This window comes from Bradyrhizobium sp. CCBAU 051011, assembly GCF_009930815.1.
GTDB lineage: Bacteria > Pseudomonadota > Alphaproteobacteria > Rhizobiales > Xanthobacteraceae > Bradyrhizobium.
In genome coordinates this window covers 4,784,210-4,800,571 of the sequence record NZ_CP022222.1, presented here as the reverse complement: position 1 = coordinate 4,800,571, position 16,362 = coordinate 4,784,210, and the positions used below count along the sequence as shown (strand labels likewise).

Genomic DNA, 16,362 nt, shown 5'->3' with positions numbered 1-16,362 from the left:
GACGTGATCTATCCGTCATTGCGAGGAGCAAAGCGACGAAGCAATCCATCCATCCACGTGTGCGGAGAGATGGATTGCTTCGCTGAGCTCGCAATGACGCGGTGAGGCCGTCGCCCTCACCTCACCCGCTATTCCGCAAGCCCGCCGATATCCCGTTGATGGTGAGCTGAATCCCGCGCAGCACCTGCTCATCCGGGTTCTGCGCGCGGTGCTCCTTCAACAATTCCACCTGCACATGGTTGAGCGGATCGAGATAGGGGAAGCGGTTGCGGATCGACCGGTCCAGCAGCGGGTTGCCCTGCAGCAGGCGTTCGTGCCCCATGATGTCGAGCAGCGTCTCGATCGAGGAATGCCACTCCCGCCGGATGCGCCCAAAAATGCTCTCGCGCAGGGCCACGTCAGGCACCAGCTCCGCATAACGCGAGGCGATTGCGATCGAGCTCTTGGCCAGCACCATGTCCATGTTCGACAGCAGCGTGCGGAAGAACGGCCATTCGCGGTAGAGTTCCTGCAGGAACGGCATGCCCTGCTCCGGATGCTCCGCGATCCAGGTTTCGACCGCCGAGCCGAAACCGTACCAGCCCGGCAGCATCAGCCGGCATTGCGCCCAGCTGAACACCCAGGGAATGGCGCGGAGGTCCTCGATCTCGCGGGTCTTCTTGCGTGATGCCGGGCGGCTGCCGATGTTCAGCGTCGAGATTTCGGTGATGACCGTGGAGCCCCAGAAATAATCGGCAAAACCTTCGGTCTCATAGACCAGCCCGCGATAGGCCTTGAAGGCCAGCGCCGACAGCTCCTCCATCGCCGTCAGATATTCCTCGCGCGGCGCGCTCTGCCGGGGGTGCAGCAGGCTCGCTTCCAGCGTCGCGGCAGCGAGGATTTCCAGATTGCTGCGGCCGACCTCGGGGTTGGAATATTTGCTGGAGATAATCTCGCCCTGTTCGGTGATGCGGATCTGTCCGTTCACGGCGCCGCCGGGCTGCGCGATGATGGCGTCATAGCTCGGCCCGCCGCCGCGGCCGACCGAGCCGCCGCGGCCGTGGAACAGCCGCAGCCGCACGCCGTGGCGTTCGAACACGTCGACGAGGCCAATCTCGGCCTTGTAGAGCTCCCAGCCCGAGGTAACGAAGCCGCCATCCTTGTTGCTGTCGGAATAGCCGAGCATCACTTCCTGAATGGCGCCGCGGCTGTCCACCAGCCTGCGATAATCGTGCAGGGACAGCATCCGATCCATGATGCCGGATGAGGCCTGCAGGTCCTCGATGGTCTCGAACAGCGGCACGATGTTGATGGCGCTGCGGCCCGACGGATTGATAAGCCCGACCTCCTTCAACAGCACCGCCACTTCCAGCATGTCGGACATGCCTTTGCACATCGAGATGATGCATTGGTGGATCACGTCGGGGCCGAAATGGGCATGGGCCTCTGCGGCGGCACGGAACACCGCGAGTTCGCTGAGCGTTTCGTCGCTATACCTGACGAAGGCCGAGCTGAGCGGCCTTGCGCTGCGCAGCTCGCTCAACAGCAGGCTGACGCGGGCTTCCTCGTTCAGGTCCAGATAGGACATGCCTGATATCGCCGCATCGAACAGTTCCGCTACCGTGCGCTCATGCACCGCGGAATTCTGCCTGATGTCGAGCCGCGCGAGGTGAAAGCCAAAACAATCCACCGCCCGGCGCAGCAGGCGCAAACGACCGCGCGCGATCACGCCAGAATTATTCGCGATCAGCGAACGATCGAGTACATCGAGATCGGCCTTGAATTCCCGCACGCTCTCATACGGTGCGCCCTCGCCGACCGGCCGTCTTGTCGTCTCGATCTCAAGCTTCAGCGCCGTCGCGGTCAGTCGCGCATAGATGCCTGATACGGCGAGGCGGTATGGCTCGCCGCTTCGGTGCGGCGAGGAATCGGGTGAGCGCCCGGCGAGGGCGCGCAATTCTTCGGAGACATCGGCAAGATGCGCCGCCAGTGACAGTTCCGAGCCGAGGACGTGCAACTCCTCCAGATAGAAGCTCATCACCCGGCTCGACTGCAGCCGCAGCGTGCCGCGCATGACATCGGCGGTGACGAACGGGTTGCCGTCACGATCGCCGCCGATCCAGCTTCCCATGGTCAGGAACGACGCCAGGTCGCCCGGCGTGCCGCCCTCTTCCCGGTTGAGCCGATCCTCCAGCGCGCAATGCAGCCGCGGCACCTCGTGCAGGAAGGTGTAGTCGTAGAAGGAGAGACCGTTTGAGACTTCGTCGAGCACGGTCAGCTTGGTCCGCCGCAACAAGTTGGTCTGCCATAGCGTCAGCACGGCACGGCGCAACTGCTCATCGCAGGCTTCAGCTTCCTCCGATGTGAGCTGGACGCGTTCGCGCCGGTCGAGTAATCCGGCGATCTCCATCTCGCGGTCGATCGTGCTCTTGCGGCGGACTTCGGTCGGGTGCGCGGTCAGCACCGGGCTGACCTGGGCATCCCTGAAGAAGCGGCGCAGGTCGACGGCGCTGAAGCCAGCCGTTTTTGCGTGGGCCAACGTCTGCGTCAGCAGGCTCGGCCGCGGGCCGCCGGGGCCTCGACCGCGCATCTGGCGGATGTTGTTCTGGTCCTCGGCGATGTTGGCGAGATGCGAGAAATAGCTGAAGGCGCGGACGATCCGCACGGTGTCGGCGGTCGACATGCTGTCGAGGATGGTCTCGAGTTCCCGCCGCGCCAGCCTGTCCTCGTCGCGGTGGAACCGGATCGAGGTCTGCCGGATGCGCTCGACCAGGTCGAACACGTCGGCGCCCTCCTGATCACGAACGGTATCGCCGAGAATCCGCCCGAGCAGGCGGATATCGGTGCGCAGCCGCGCATCTTCCTCCATCGCCAGCGTTTCATCGCTGCGGTTAAGCCGGATCTCGATCTCGGAAGGCATGGTCTGGGAAGACATTGGCTCGCCACCTCAGGAACAGCCCGGCTGTCCCGAGTGTGCAATTTTTTTGCCGCGGTGCAAGATAAAGATGGAGGCGGTGCACACTCGGCGTGTGCCGGCGCCGTGCCTGTTCGGCGCGGGGCGTCAGGACAGCGCCCGCTGACGGTAACCGGAAAGGGTCAGCAGTCCCGTGCGGTCACAATGGCCGGACGTACCAAACACCATTGGCCCACGCCAGGGATGGCTTGGCCGCACGCCGGCCATTCCAATCCGTCGACATGCAGTTGTTCGGGCCAACCTCGGTCGCTTCCTTGTCCGTCAGGACGCGAATGAGCAAATTTTGATTCAACGCGTTACGCCTAGCTAAATCCTCCGCCCCGCCCGCTCCCAATAGGGATCGCGCAGGCGGCGCTTGAAGATCTTGCCGGAATCCTCGCGCGGCAGGTTGGACTGGATCTCGATGTGCTTCGGCACCTTGTAGTCGGCCAGCGAGACCTTGAGCTGGCCGCGGATCGACGCGGGGTCGAGCGTCACGCCCGGTTGCGGCTCCACCACGGCCATCAGCGCCTCGCCAAATTCCGTGTCGGGAATGCCGAACACTGCACAGTCATGCACGCCGGGAATCGCATGCAGCGCCGCCTCGATCTCGGCCGGATAGATGTTGACGCCGCCCGAGATCACCATGTCGCGCTTGCGGTCGCAGATGAAGACGTAGCCGTCGGCGTCGATATAGCCGACGTCGCCCGAGGTGATGAACCCTTCGCGATCGATCTCGGCGCGTTTTTCCGGCTTGTTGTGGTAGGTGAAATCAGGATTGCCTGATATGCGCGAATAGATTTCGCCGATCTCGCCCTGCGGCAATTCCCTGCCGTCGTCGCCGATGAAGCGCAGCTCCGCGCCAGGCGAAATCCTGCCGACGGTGCCGGGCTTTTTCAGCGCGTCTTCTGAGGTGGCAAAGGTGACGGCGCCCGACTCGGTCGAGCCGTAGAATTCATAGATGACCGGGCCCCACCACTCGATCATCGCGCGCTTGACGTCGGCCGGACAGGGCGCGGCCGCATGGATGATGTGGCGCAGCGACGACATGTCGTACTTCTTGCGCACCTCGTCCGGCAGCTTCATGAGCCGGATGAACATGGTCGGCACCATGAAGATGGTGTCGATCTTCTCGGTTTCGATCACACGCAGGAATTCTTCCGCGTCGAAGCGCGGCATGATCACCAGCGCGCCGCCGAGCCGGCCGGCGCGCAGGCCGAAGGAGTTCGGCGCGGAATGATAGAGCGGGCCCGGCAGCAGCGCGCGGGCGCCTGGCTTCAGGCCATAGATCAGGCTGCGCATGCGCTCGGCGTTGGCGGTCTGCTCCGGCGTCGGCGCGAAACGACGAACACCCTTGGGATGGCCCGTGGTGCCCGAGGTGTAGATCATGTTCTGCGGCTGCGGCACCGCCGGCCCATCATAGCGCGGGTGCTGCTTCAGCCAGGATTCGAAATCGATGGCGAAATCGGGCGTGGCGAGGTGGTCCGGATCGATCTTGTAATTGGCAATGATCTCCGGCGGCGTCGGCACGCTGAGCGTGGAAACGCCGTCCGGTATAGCCTCGCGCAACTGATGCAGCATGTCGGCATGCGCGATCAGCACCGCGGTGCCGGAATCCTTCAGCACATAGTTGATCTCTTCCGGCTTGAAGTGCCAGTTGACGGGAACGCCATAGGCACCCAGCCGCATCGCGGCATAGGCCGCCTCGATGAAGGCGATGTCGTTGCGCATCAGCATGGCGACGCTGTCGCCCTGCCTGACGCCGAGCTGTTGCAATCCGCTGGCGATGCGCTCGCTGCGCTCGGCGATCTCGTCGTGGCCGCGGCGGCGCGGGCCGCTGATGATGCCGAGGAATGGGGAGGTAGACATTGTCTCTTTCCGATCTGCTGCCGGGTTTTGTGTCGACGTCATTCCGGGGCGATGCGCAGCATCGAACCCGGAATCTCGAGATTCCGGGTCTGGTGCTAACGCACCATCCCGGAATGACGGATTAAACTATCCCGCCTCCGCAAACCGCGGCGCGCGCTTTTCCATATTGGCGCGAACCGCCTCGGTCTGGTTGGGACTGCCGAGCAGCTTCTGCTGCTCGACGGATTCGGCCAACAGCGCCGGGGCCGGATCGACGGAGAGCTTGTTCAGCATGCGCTTGGCGGCGCGGATCGCGTCGGGACTCCTGCCAGCGATTTCGCGCGCGACTTCGAAGGCCGCCGCGCGCGGATCGTCACAGATCCGCGTTGCGAGACCGTAGCTCATGGCTTCCTGCGCCGAGAAGATGCGCCCGGTATAGGTGAGCTCGCGCAAAATATCGTCGCGGACGAGGCTTGCGAGGATCGGCGTGCCGGCCATGTCGGGCACCAGGCCCCATTTGATTTCCATGATCGACATCCGCGCATCAGGCGTGAGGAAGCGCATGTCGGCGCCGAGCGCGAGCTGGAATCCGCCGCCGAACGCAACGCCCTGGATAGCGGCGATGACAGGCACCGGAAGCTGGCGCCAGCCCCAGACTGCCTGCTGCGGAAAGTTCGCGACACCATGGGTACGTGCAGTCAGGTCGCGCTTCTCGCCACCGGCGATCCCGTTACCGCCGTTTTCCTTCATGGCCTGGAAGCGCCCCATATCGAGACCGGCGCAGAATGCCCGCCCCTCCCCCGACAATACTACCGCCCGGACGCCTTTTTCATGGGCCAGCCGCTCGGTCGCAGCCACTAGCGCCTCGAACATCGCGGCATCGAGCGCATTCATCTTGTCGGCCCGCACCAGCCGGACGTCGGCGATGCCGTCCGAAATCGAGATCGAGACGCGTTGCTCCATGAAAATCTCCTCGCTGATGCCGCTGTTGCGGCTTTACAGAACGGAATTGTCCGGTTTTAGTCAATCGACCAATTAACAGACAATCCCGTGGGTGGAAACGATGTTCAATGATCAGCTTCTCGCCGGGCGACGCATTCTCGTGACTGGAGGCGGCACCGGCCTCGGCAAGTCCATGGCCGCACGGTTTCTGCAACTGGGAGCCGAGGTTCACATCTGCGGCCGCCGCAAGATCGTGTGCGACGAGACCGCGACCGAATTGATGGACCTGCATGGCGGGCGCGTGGTCAGCCACGGCGTCGACATCCGCAATGCGATGGCCGTCGACGAGATGATCGAACAGATCTGGACCTCGGGGCCCCTCACCGATCTCATCAACAACGCCGCCGGCAATTTCATTTCGCGCTCGGAAGAGCTCTCGCCGCGCGGCTTCGATGCGGTCGCCAATATCGTGATGCACGGCACGTTCTATGTGACGCACGCTGTCGGACGGCGCTGGATCGCCGAAAAGCTGCGCGGCAACGTGGTATCGATCACGGTGACCTGGGTGCGCAACGGCTCTCCTTACGTGGTGCCGTCGGCGATGAGCAAATCGGCGATCCACGCCATGACGATGTCGCTTGCGGTCGAATGGGGCAAACACGGCATCCGTCTCAACACCATTGCGCCCGGCGAAATCCCGACCGAGGGCATGAGCAAGCGCATCAAGCCCGGCGACGAGGCCGGCGCGCGCACCAGGGCGCAGAACCCGATGGGGCGCGTCGGCACCATGGAGGAACTGCAGAACCTTGCCGTGTTCCTGATCTCCGGCGGCTGCGACTGGATCAACGGCGAGACCATCGCCATGGACGGCGCGCAGGCGCTCGCCATGGGCGGCAATTTCTACCAACTGCGCGACTGGAGCGACGACGACTGGAATAAGGCGCGCGACTCGATCAAGGCGCAGAACGAGAAGGACCGCGCGGCGCGGGGATGATCTGTCCGCGTCATTGCGAGGAGCGTAGCGACGAAGCAATCCATGCTTCCTGCGCAGCGCTATGGATTGCTCGCTTCGCTCGCAATGACGGATGATTGCGTGTAACGCTCCGGACCAATATCATCCCGCAGGTGAACAATAATAATGCCTATGGGAGAGTCATGTCCGCTTCGCAGCAACCGGCGAATCTCGCCGACATGGTGCGCGACCGCGCCAGGATCCATGGGAACGCGCTGGCTTACGAATTCGAAGGACGCCAGACCACCTTTTCCGAATTCGACGTCAGGACCAACCGCGTTGCCAACGCGCTGATGGCGATGGGCGTCAAGCCGGGCGAGCGGATCGCCTATCTCGGCAAGAACAGCGACTTCTATTTCGAGCTGCTGATGGGCGCGATGAAGGCCAAGGTGGTGATGGCGCCGGTCAACTGGCGCCTCGCCGGCCCCGAGATCGCCTTCATCGTCGGCGACTGCAAGGCGCCGGTGCTGTTCGTGGGACCAGAGTTCATCACCCAGGTCCGCAGCATCAAGCCGCAATTGCCTGATGTCCGCACCATCATCACGACCGAGGGCGGCGCGCCGGAATGGCAGGATTTTATCGCCTGGCGCGATGCCGCCAGCGCCGACGACCCGAAGGTGCCGATCAGTCCGAAGGACATTGCGATCCAGCTCTATACCTCGGGCACCACAGGCAAGCCCAAGGGCGCGATGCTGTCGCATGCCAACTTCCTCAACCTCGCGACCGCCGGCAGCGAAGCCGAGAAGCCTGAATGGAATAAGTGGACGACGGATGACGTCTCGCTGGTGGCGATGCCGGTGTTCCATATCGGCGGCTCCGGCTGGGGCGTGATTGGTCTCTATCACGGCGCCAAGAGCGTGATTGCGCGCGAGTTCGATCCGACCAAGGTGTTGGACTTCCTCGAACAGTCCGGCGTCACCAAACTGTTCATGGTGCCGGCCGCGATGCAGTTCGTGGTGCGGCAGCCGCGGGCGCGGCAGGTCGATTTCTCCCGCCTGAAATACATGCTCTATGGCGCTTCCCCGATTCCCGCCGCGCTGCTGAAGGAGTGCATCGAGGTGTTCAAGTGCGGCTTCGTGCAGCTCTACGGCATGACCGAGACAACAGGCACCATCGTCGCCCTCCCACCCGAAGACCATGTCGAAGGGCTGGAGCGCATGCGCTCGGCCGGCAAGGCGCTGCCCGGCATCGAAATCGCGATCCTCGATCCCGACGGCAACCGGCTGCCGCCGCGCCAGGTCGGCGAGATCGCCACCCGCTCCGGCTCCAATATGGCGGGCTACTGGAACCTGCCGGAGGCGACCGCCAGAACGCTCGGCAGCGACGGTTGGCTGCGCACCGGCGACGCCGGCTACATGGACGAGGACGGCTACCTCTATATCCATGACCGCATCAAGGACATGATCATCTCCGGCGGCGAGAACATCTATCCGGCCGAAGTCGAGAGTGCGATCTGCGATCATCCTGACGTCGCCGAAGCCGCCGTGATCGGCATCCCCGACGACAAATGGGGCGAAGCAGTGAAGGCGGTCGTGGTGATGAAGCCCGGCAAGCAGGCGAGCGCCACCGACATCATCAATTTTACCCGCGAGCGCATCGCCGGCTTCAAGACGCCGAAGTCGGTCGACTTCATGGAGGCGCTGCCGCGCAATCCGTCGGGGAAGATTTTGCGGCGGAATCTGCGCGAGCCGTATTGGGCGGGCAAGGACCGGCAGGTGAATTAGGCCGCTGTCGTCATTGCGAGCGAAGCGAAGCAATCCATCTATCCTCTCGCGGCACCATGGATTGCTTCGTCGCTTCGCTCCTCGCAATGACGGTGATAGCAGCAATGGCTATTTCTTCATCCGCTCGCGCAGCGCGCGGCGGCGCGTCTTGGCTTCTTCCGACCAGACCTCGTTGATATCGTAGAACTCGGCGAACACCTTGGCGTTCGGCGGCAACGTCAACCAGGGCTGCTTGGTGGACGTGAAGATGTGCACGTCCGGCGGGCATTGCGACGGGTCGTCCAACGTGCCGACGCGCACGAAGCGCATCGCCGGCCCCGCCCCGGGATAGTTGCTCCAGATGGCGACCTTGCAAATTGGACAGCGCGCGATGCGCTGGCCCTTGCCGCTGGCCGAGGGCGTATCGATGATCTCAGGCTCGGCCTTGAGGTGCTCAACCCGGTCAAACTCGTACACCGCGTTGAGCGCGTGCACGGTGCCAGTCTCGCGCTGGCACCACGTGCAATGGCAGGCGTTGACGATCAGCGGCCTGCCGGTCAGGCGATAGCGGATATGTCCGCAGGCGCATCCACCTTCCATGGTTTGCTCCTAATGCTTCCCGGCCCCCATATAACCGAACAGGAATCCCGCCACCTTCCGCTTCTGAATTTCCTCGCTGCCTTCGGTGATGCGGTAGCGGCGGTGGTGGCGGTAGATGTGCTCGAACGGCTTGTGGCGCGAATAGCCCATGCCGCCATGCACCTGCATGGCGCGGTCGGCGGCTTCGCAGCACAGGCGGTTTGCCCAGTAGTTGCACATCGACACCCGATCGGACAGCGTGTGCTCGACCTGGGCCTGGGTGAGCTGGTCCATCTCCCAGGCGGTCTTGCGGATCAATAGCCGCAGCATTTCCGCCTGTGTCGCAAGCTCTACCAGCGGCCACTGGATCGCCTGGTTCTCGGCCAGCGCCTTGCCAAACGGCTTTCGCTCACGCGCGTATTTGACGCTTTCGTTGATGCAGTAGACCGCCGCGCCCAGCGAACTCGCCGCCTGCCGGATGCGGTTCTCGTGCACAAAACATTGCGCGAGCGACAGGCCGCGCCCGATTTCGCCGAACAGCGCATCGTCAGGCACGAACACATCGGTGAAGCTGACGCGCGGATGATCCGTCGGCATGTTGAAGGTCCACATGTATTCCTCGACCTTCACGCCCTCGCTCTTCGCCGGCACCAGAAAACAGGTGATGCCGCGGGCATCGCCGTCATTGCCTGACGTCCGCGCAAACAGCGCGCAATGGGTGGCGACATGCATGCCGGTGGTCCACATCTTCTGGCCGTTGATGATCCAGCCCTTGACGTTGTCGCGGGTCGACTGCACCGCCCTGGTTTCCATATGCGTCGCATCGGAACCATGGTCGGGCTCGGTGAGGCCGAACGTAATGCGATATTTGCCTGTTATCGAGCCTTCAATCATCGCCTTCTGCTCGTCGGTGCCGTAGCGGTCGAGCATGGTGACGAGCGGCAGGTTGCCGACGATCGAATGTTCGTTCTGCAGATCGTTGTGCAGGCCGAGACCCTTTGAAGCGAAATGTTCGCGGATCACGGCCATCCAGAGGTTGGAACCGTCCTTGCCGCCGTAGCGCCTCGGGATCGCGAAGCGCAGATGACCGGCGGCGTCGGCGAGATTTTTGGCCTTGCGCAGCAACGCTTCCCATTCATGCCGCGGCAGACCGCCGTTCTCGAAATCGGTACGCGCCCATTCGCGGCGATGATCGAAGAAGCGGATGTTGTCGTCGGCCTCTTCCAGCGGCTTGATCTCGCGGACGATGAAGCGGTCGAGTTCGTCGAGATAGGCTGTGAGGTCGGCAGGCAGGTTGAAATCCAAGGCGGTCTCTCCCGGAAATGTCGTTTATTGCTTTTGCGTTTAGGCGCTACGCGGCGCTCCTGCTGGGATCGATTTAGCTGAGAAGACCGCGTCCAAGTCAAGCAACGGAATTGACCTTGGCTTGCGCGGGGGCCTTGCGTAATTGGATGGTTTCAGGCGCGCGCCTCGCGCTATGATCGCGGCCAATATTCTTCTCCGCAGAAAATCGAAACGGGAGCCAACATGGACCTGAAATTCTCAGAGGTGACGCGCAAGGGGCCGATCACGATCATCACGCTGTCGCGGCCGGAAGTGTACAATGCGTTGCATATCGACGCGCATTTTGAGCTCAACAAGGTGTTCGACGATTTCTCGGCCGATCCCGAGCAATGGGTCGCGATCGTTACCGGCGCCGGCGACAAGGCGTTCTGCGCCGGCAACGACCTGAAATGGCAGGCGGCAGGAGGTAAGCGCGGCTGGGACAAGGGCGGCTTCGCCGGCCTCACCTCGCGCTTCGACTGCGACAAACCGATCATCGCCGCCGTCAACGGCGTCGCGATGGGCGGCGGTTTTGAGATCGCGCTGGCTTGCGATCTGATCATCGCCGCGGAGAATGCGACCTTCGCCCTGCCCGAGCCCCGCGTCGGCCTCGCCGCGCTCGCCGGCGGCGTGCACCGGCTGCCGCGGCAGATCGGGCTGAAGCGCGCCATGGGCATGATCCTGACCGCCCGCCACGTCTCGGCGAAGGAGGGCCTCGAGCTCGGTTTTGTGAACGAGGTGGTTCCCGTCGGTGAAGCGCTTGCGGCGGCCGAGCGCTGGGCGGAGACGATCTGCAAGAATTCGCCGATGTCGATCCGCGCTTCCAAGCAGGCCATCCAGCGCGGGCTTGACGGATCGCTGGAACAGGCGATCGCCGAGCAGCGGGAGTATCCGGCCGTGAAGGCGATGGCGGCCTCGCAGGACTACATCGAGGGGCCGAAGGCGTTTGCCGAAAAGCGACCGCCGAAGTGGCTGGGGCGGTAAGGCTTCTTTGCGCCTAACAGCTTCTCCGTCATGGCCGGGCTTGTCCCGGCCATCTACGTCTTGCTTCTCGTAGACAAAGACGTGGATGCCCGGGACAAGCCCGGGCATGACGACCGGGTGACATCCGAGCTACTGATTCCCCAACTCCCTTTTGTACGACGCGTAGTTCGGCTGGTCGACGGCGAGCTTGTCCATGGTCGTCTGCCAGAGGTGTTCGGCGAGGCCCGGCGTCTGCAGATCGACTTCGCCTGTTGCAATCTTGTCCGACAACGCGCGATTCAACTCGAACAGCGAGCCATCCGAGCTAAGCAACTGCTTCAGCCGCACAGCTTCCGCGGCATCGCTCCCCTGCTCCAGCGCTAGTTGCCGCGTCACGAGATCCAGCGCGTTGATGCCGACGCGGAGCTTGAAGGCGTTGTGGCCCTTGATCCCCGGTGCGATCTCGTTGCGGAGGAAGTCCGCGACCGCCTTGATCAGTTCGGTGGGAGTGGGTTCGTCCTGCATCTTTACCCTCCTCTCGGAGCCAGCAGTCGTAACAAATCGATTTCCGTCTCCGACGAGCGCCGCCCGATCATGGCGCGCTCCATCGAATGGTCGGGGCCCGCACGAAAACGCTGCATCATGCCGCAGCACATGATGCCCCAGCGCAGCGTGCCCATCACTTCCCAGAACATCACTCTGCTAGCATCGACCTTGCGGCCGGCTTCCTCATAACCTGCGAACAGGTCCTCGCGCGTGCCAAAGCCGCCGACCGGCTTGTCGATCTCGCCGAAGCGCCAGGAATTGACGCAGATCCAGCCGAGATCCTCCATCGGGTCGCCGAAATGCGCGAGCTCCCAGTCCAGCACGGCACGAACGCCATCGGGGCCGATGATGAGGTTGCCGTGGCGGAAATCGCCATGCACCAGCGTCACCTCCTGCGACGGTCCGGGATCGCGCTCGCGCAGCCAGCGCAACGCCAGTTCGAATACCGGCCGCGGCCAGTTGAAGCTGCGGTATTCGCGCTCGAGGTCGGCGATCTCCTTGGTCGCACTCATCTCGCGCAGCTTCGGCAGTTTTGCCGCCGGCAGGCCATGGATGCCCGCGATCACCCTGCCCAACTGCCGCGCCAATATCGGTCGCGCTTTGGCAAATTGCTCGTCACGCAGAATCTTGCGCGCGATGGTCTCGCCCTCGATGCGTTGCATGATGAAGCCGCGGCCGAGTTCGTCTTCCGGCTTCAGCACGTGCATCACTCGCGGTGACGGCAGGCCGGCATCATGCGCGAGTTGCATCAGCGTCGCTTCGGCATCGAGCCCGGCGGCCCGCCCCGGCGACGCGCCAAATCCTGGCGGCGCGCGGCGCAGGATGGCGCCGACATTGCCGCCCGGATGCACAATGTCGAACGTCCAGGTCTCCTGGCTGGCGCCGCCGGAGAGTTTTGCGGCGCCGGTCACGCCGGTCGCTCCCGGATACCAGAAGGCGACGCAGCGGCCGAGTTGGGCCTCGATCATTTGCCTTTGAACTTGGCCGGGCGCTTTTCCAGGAAAGCGGTGACGCCTTCCTTGAAATCCTCCGCCGCGCCGGCGATGCGTTGCGATTCGAATTCGAGGTTGAGCTGTTCCTCGAAGGAATTTTCCGGGCTGTCCCAATAAAGCTTTCGGATCAGCGACAGCGCAATCGTGGGACCATTGGCGAGCTCATGCGCGAGCTTCATCGCCTCTTCCATCAAAACCGCATCGTCATAGACGCGGTTGACGAGGCCCCATTCCAGCGCCTTCTCTGCCGGCAGCCGTTCGCCCATCAAGGACAGCTCAACCGAACGCGCCTTGCCGATCATCCGCGGCAGCAGCCAGGTCGAGCCGCAATCCGGCACCAGGCCGATGCGGCGGAACGCCTGTAGAAAGTAGGACGAGCGGGCGCACAGGATCATGTCGCCCATCAATGCAAAACTCATCCCGGCGCCGGCGGCGGGACCGTTGACGGCGGTGACGAGCGGGCAATGCAGCCGGCGAATACGGCGCAGGAACGGGTGAAAGCCGATTTCCAGCGATTGTCCGGCATTGCTCTTGCCGGGCTTCTGGTTGTTGCGCCCCTGCAGATTGGCACCGGTGCAGAAGGCGCGCCCCGCGCCGGTCAGCACGACGCAGCGGACTTCCTCCCGCTTCTCCTCGATCGCATCGAGCGCCTCGCCGAGACCGCCCAGCGTGTCCATCGAGACCGCGTTCATGACCTCCTGATGGTCGAGCTTGAGAACGGCAACCGGGCCGTCGAAATCGAGCGTGACGTGCTTGAATTGCATTGTTTCCTCTTAACTTGTGTTTACGCGCTATTTCGCTGCGCGGAAGACCTGATGATGTCGTACCCATATTTGATTTTCCTGATGGCGTTGTCCATGCTTGCGCCAGAACATCTGCCCGCCACCGGGCGCAAGTCTGCTACCCAACAAATTGGAAACATCCCATGAGCATCTTTGACCTCACCGGCCGCACGGCCATCATCACGGGCGGCAATGGCGGTATCGGCCTCGGTATCGCACAGGCACTGAACGCTGCCGGCTGCAACGTCTCGATCTGGGGCCGCAACGCGGACAAGAACAAGGCCGCGGCCGCGACCATGTCGGCCGGCCCAGGCAAGGTTCATACAGAGATCTGCGACGTCTCCGATCCCGCCTCCGTCAAGGCCGCGATGAAGGCAACGCTCGACACGTTCGGCCGCGTCGACGGCTGCTTTGCCAATGCCGGTATCGGCGGCGGAGGACGCCGTGCCTTCATCGACCGCACCGAGGAGGAATGGCGAAAAATGTTCGCGACCAATCTCGACGGCGTCTTCCACGTGTTTCAGGCTGCGGCGCGTCACATGACCGAACGCGCGGAAGGTGGCGACAGATTCGGCCGGCTGGTCGCGACCTCCAGCCTCGCCTCGCTGTTCGGCACCGCCCGCAACGAGCATTACGCCGGCACGAAAGCGGCGCTGAACGCGCTGTGCCGCGCGCTCGCCGTCGAACTTGCGCACCACGGCGTCACCGCAAATGCGATCCTGCCCGGCTGGATTAAGAGCGACATGACCGCCGGCATCATGGCCAACGACAAGTTCGTCGCCAACGTGATGCCGCGCATTCCCGTGCGCCGCTTCGGCGAACCGACCGATTTCGGCGGCATCGCCGTGTACCTCATGAGCAAGGCTTCGTCGTATCATACGGCGGATTGTTTTGTGATCGATGGCGGGTATACGGCGTTTTGAGGTACGCGGCGGCATCGCGGCCACATGGTTCGAGACGCGCGGCTTTGCCGCGCTCCTCACCATGAGGGGCCAACATCTCTCCTCATCCTGAGGAGCGCGGAACGCGCGTCTCGAAGGATGCAGGCTCGCGCTCTCTCCCCGCCATTGCGATCGCAGCGACTTGTCCGCCGTAGCTTTAGCGAAGGCGGAAGCAATCTATCGCACGGCATAACGGATGCATGGATTGCTTCGTCGCCTTTTCTCGCAACGACGGGACGAGAGAGTCGGCACTATCCCGGTTTGCGGGAAGCTCCATCGCGCCGGGCGGCAATTGTGTCCTGAAAACATCGTAGCCAGCTTCGCTCCATAGTCCGGCCAAGTCCGCCTTTCAGCCGCGCGATGGACGATCGCTTGATGACGTCAGACAGACGCACATTCCTGGGTACCGGCCTCGGCATCGCCGCCGCCGTTACTTCGCATACCTACGGCCTGACCGCCGCCGCGCAGGCCGATGCCGCCGAAATGCCGTCGCGCGACAGCGCTCGCAGCGAGGCAAGCGGGGATTTCGGCCGCCTGATCCATCGCGAGCCGCGCGCGGTGGCGCAGCCGGTTTCCAGTGCGGAGGTCGCCAGCCTGTTGCGCCTGGCGAGAAGCGAGGGGCTGAAGGTTGCGGCGCGCGGTCAGGGCCATTCGATCTACGGCCGCTCGCTGAGCGAAGACGGCATCGTGATCGACATGGGCAGGCTCGGTTCGATCCGCGAGCTGCGGCCGGACCGCATTGTGGTCGAGGCCGGCGCCACCTGGAAAAGCGTGCTCGACGCCACGCTCGCGCAAGGCCTGACGCCGCCGGTGCTGACCAACTATCTCGGCCTGTCGGTCGGCGGCACACTGGCGGTCGGCGGGATCGGCGGTGCCTCCTCCCGGCATGGCATGCAAACCGACAACGTTCTCGAATTCGACGTGGTCACCGGAGACGGACAGGAACTGACCTGTTCGGCGACATCGAACCCGAATGCTTTTGACGCCGTTCGGGCCGGGCTCGGCCAGTGCGGCATCATCACGCGCGCGACCCTGCGCCTGCAGCGTGCTCCGGAGCGCGTGCGCCGCTTTCAACTGTTCTATCTTGGCCTGACCGAGCTCATGGCCGACCAGCGACGCGTCTTGGCGGAAGAACGCTTCGACCAGTTGCAGGGAGCAATCCTTCCCGACAGCGCCGGCGGCTGGCGATACCAGCTTGACGCGGCCGTCTACTACAACGAGGACCGTCTTCCGGACGACGCAGCTCTGCTCAAGATTCTATCGGACACGCGCAGCGCCGCCGTAATAACCGACCTGACCTATGGCGAAGACGCCGCCGCATTTGCAAAATTCGAAGCCCTGCTCCGATCGAAGGGCCAGTGGGCCACGCCAAAACCCTGGTTGCTGACGTTCCTGCACGCCCGCAACGCGGAACAAATCGCGCGCGACGTCCTTGCCGGATTGACCGATGCGGATGTCGGACCGTTCGGACGGATCACCTGCTATCCGATGCTGACGCGCGCGTGCCGCACGCCGCTATTTCGGCTGCCCGACGAGAGCATCGTCTTCCCGTTCAACGTCATCCGCATGCCGGCGTCGAACGATGCGGCCGCGGCGCAGCGGATGGTCGCGCAGAATCGCGTGCTTTACGATCGCATCCGCAGCGCCGGCGGCCTGCAGTATCCGGTCGGCGCCTTTCCGATGTCGCACGGCGACTGGAAGGATCATTTCGGATCGAGCTGGCCGCGATTCAGCGAGAGCAAGCAGCGCCTCGATCCTGCCAATTTGCTCACGCCGGGCTACGGTATCTTCTAACGGCT

The 16,362-nt window shown here is 63.5% G+C and carries 13 protein-coding genes; 5 read left to right on the top strand and 8 right to left on the bottom strand.

Annotated elements, in window-relative coordinates; all coding sequences use genetic code 11:
• Window positions 1-121: 121 nt before the first annotated feature.
• From ppc to ACH79_RS22435, 3 genes are all read right to left on the bottom strand, one after another.
• Window positions 122-2,914, bottom strand: a complete 2,793-nt coding sequence (gene ppc / locus ACH79_RS22445) for a phosphoenolpyruvate carboxylase (protein ID WP_161852947.1) — start codon at window positions 2,912-2,914, stop codon at window positions 122-124.
• A 345-nt stretch (window positions 2,915-3,259) separates the two neighbouring features.
• On the bottom strand, window positions 3,260-4,801 hold the full coding sequence (locus ACH79_RS22440) for an acyl-CoA synthetase (protein ID WP_161852946.1): 1,542 nt from the start codon (window positions 4,799-4,801) through the stop codon (window positions 3,260-3,262).
• A gap of 126 nt (window positions 4,802-4,927) precedes the next feature.
• Window positions 4,928-5,743, bottom strand: coding sequence for a crotonase/enoyl-CoA hydratase family protein (locus ACH79_RS22435; RefSeq protein WP_161852945.1), 816 nt, complete (start codon window positions 5,741-5,743; stop codon window positions 4,928-4,930).
• 100 nt (window positions 5,744-5,843) lie between these two features.
• Between ACH79_RS22435 and ACH79_RS22430 the strand changes: the two genes are divergently transcribed.
• Together ACH79_RS22430 and ACH79_RS22425 are read left to right on the top strand one after the other, a co-directional pair.
• The gene (locus tag ACH79_RS22430; RefSeq protein ID WP_161852944.1) at window positions 5,844-6,716 is read left to right on the top strand and encodes an SDR family oxidoreductase; all 873 of its coding nucleotides are present in this window, start codon (window positions 5,844-5,846) and stop codon (window positions 6,714-6,716) included.
• A gap of 161 nt (window positions 6,717-6,877) precedes the next feature.
• Window positions 6,878-8,458, top strand: coding sequence for a fatty acid--CoA ligase (locus ACH79_RS22425; protein ID WP_161852943.1), 1,581 nt, complete (start codon window positions 6,878-6,880; stop codon window positions 8,456-8,458).
• Between the two features lie 108 nt (window positions 8,459-8,566).
• Here ACH79_RS22425 and ACH79_RS22420 read toward each other — a convergent pair whose 3' ends face one another.
• Together ACH79_RS22420 and ACH79_RS22415 are read right to left on the bottom strand one after the other, a co-directional pair.
• On the bottom strand, window positions 8,567-9,037 hold the full coding sequence (locus ACH79_RS22420; RefSeq protein WP_161852942.1) for a GFA family protein: 471 nt from the start codon (window positions 9,035-9,037) through the stop codon (window positions 8,567-8,569).
• Window positions 9,038-9,046: 9 nt separating this feature from the next.
• On the bottom strand, window positions 9,047-10,321 hold the full coding sequence (locus tag ACH79_RS22415) for an acyl-CoA dehydrogenase family protein (protein WP_161852941.1): 1,275 nt from the start codon (window positions 10,319-10,321) through the stop codon (window positions 9,047-9,049).
• 222 nt (window positions 10,322-10,543) lie between these two features.
• Here ACH79_RS22415 and ACH79_RS22410 point away from each other — a divergent pair, with 222 nt between their 5' ends.
• Window positions 10,544-11,323: an enoyl-CoA hydratase-related protein gene (locus ACH79_RS22410; RefSeq protein ID WP_161852940.1), complete on the top strand. Its 780-nt coding sequence runs from the start codon at window positions 10,544-10,546 to the stop codon at window positions 11,321-11,323.
• Between the two features lie 129 nt (window positions 11,324-11,452).
• Here the strand turns inward: ACH79_RS22410 and ACH79_RS22405 are convergent, their stop codons facing one another.
• The 3 genes from ACH79_RS22405 to ACH79_RS22395 are packed head-to-tail and all read right to left on the bottom strand — an operon-like array spanning window position 11,453 to window position 13,604.
• Window positions 11,453-11,827, bottom strand: coding sequence for a DUF6285 domain-containing protein (locus ACH79_RS22405; RefSeq protein WP_161852939.1), 375 nt, complete (start codon window positions 11,825-11,827; stop codon window positions 11,453-11,455).
• A 2-nt stretch (window positions 11,828-11,829) separates the two neighbouring features.
• Window positions 11,830-12,816 (bottom strand): phosphotransferase family protein, encoded by a 987-nt coding sequence (locus ACH79_RS22400; RefSeq protein WP_161852938.1) that lies wholly within the window; start codon window positions 12,814-12,816, stop codon window positions 11,830-11,832.
• Window positions 12,813-13,604 (bottom strand): enoyl-CoA hydratase/isomerase, encoded by a 792-nt coding sequence (locus ACH79_RS22395; RefSeq protein WP_161852937.1) that lies wholly within the window; start codon window positions 13,602-13,604, stop codon window positions 12,813-12,815. Before ACH79_RS22395 ends, ACH79_RS22400 begins: the two co-directional genes overlap by 4 nt.
• A gap of 161 nt (window positions 13,605-13,765) precedes the next feature.
• Here ACH79_RS22395 and ACH79_RS22390 point away from each other — a divergent pair, with 161 nt between their 5' ends.
• The gene (locus tag ACH79_RS22390) at window positions 13,766-14,545 is read left to right on the top strand and encodes an SDR family NAD(P)-dependent oxidoreductase (protein WP_161852936.1); all 780 of its coding nucleotides are present in this window, start codon (window positions 13,766-13,768) and stop codon (window positions 14,543-14,545) included.
• Between the two features lie 393 nt (window positions 14,546-14,938).
• On the top strand, window positions 14,939-16,357 hold the full coding sequence (locus tag ACH79_RS22385) for an FAD-binding protein (RefSeq protein ID WP_246738065.1): 1,419 nt from the start codon (window positions 14,939-14,941) through the stop codon (window positions 16,355-16,357).
• The last annotated feature ends 5 nt before the right edge of the window (window positions 16,358-16,362 follow it).

Coding starts and splice junctions, on each gene's coding strand:
- ACH79_RS22400 (WP_161852938.1), bottom strand. CDS start 12,816: ATGATCGAGGCCCAACTCGGCCGCTGCGTCGCCTTCTGGTATCCGGGA.
- ACH79_RS22425 (WP_161852943.1), top strand. CDS start 6,878: ATGTCCGCTTCGCAGCAACCGGCGAATCTCGCCGACATGGTGCGCGAC.
- ACH79_RS22440 (WP_161852946.1), bottom strand. CDS start 4,801: ATGTCTACCTCCCCATTCCTCGGCATCATCAGCGGCCCGCGCCGCCGC.
- ppc (WP_161852947.1), bottom strand. CDS start 2,914: ATGTCTTCCCAGACCATGCCTTCCGAGATCGAGATCCGGCTTAACCGC.
- ACH79_RS22390 (WP_161852936.1), top strand. CDS start 13,766: ATGAGCATCTTTGACCTCACCGGCCGCACGGCCATCATCACGGGCGGC.
- ACH79_RS22385 (WP_246738065.1), top strand. CDS start 14,939: ATGACGTCAGACAGACGCACATTCCTGGGTACCGGCCTCGGCATCGCC.
- ACH79_RS22395 (WP_161852937.1), bottom strand. CDS start 13,604: ATGCAATTCAAGCACGTCACGCTCGATTTCGACGGCCCGGTTGCCGTT.
- ACH79_RS22430 (WP_161852944.1), top strand. CDS start 5,844: ATGTTCAATGATCAGCTTCTCGCCGGGCGACGCATTCTCGTGACTGGA.
- ACH79_RS22410 (WP_161852940.1), top strand. CDS start 10,544: ATGGACCTGAAATTCTCAGAGGTGACGCGCAAGGGGCCGATCACGATC.
- ACH79_RS22435 (WP_161852945.1), bottom strand. CDS start 5,743: ATGGAGCAACGCGTCTCGATCTCGATTTCGGACGGCATCGCCGACGTC.
- ACH79_RS22420 (WP_161852942.1), bottom strand. CDS start 9,037: ATGGAAGGTGGATGCGCCTGCGGACATATCCGCTATCGCCTGACCGGC.
- ACH79_RS22405 (WP_161852939.1), bottom strand. CDS start 11,827: ATGCAGGACGAACCCACTCCCACCGAACTGATCAAGGCGGTCGCGGAC.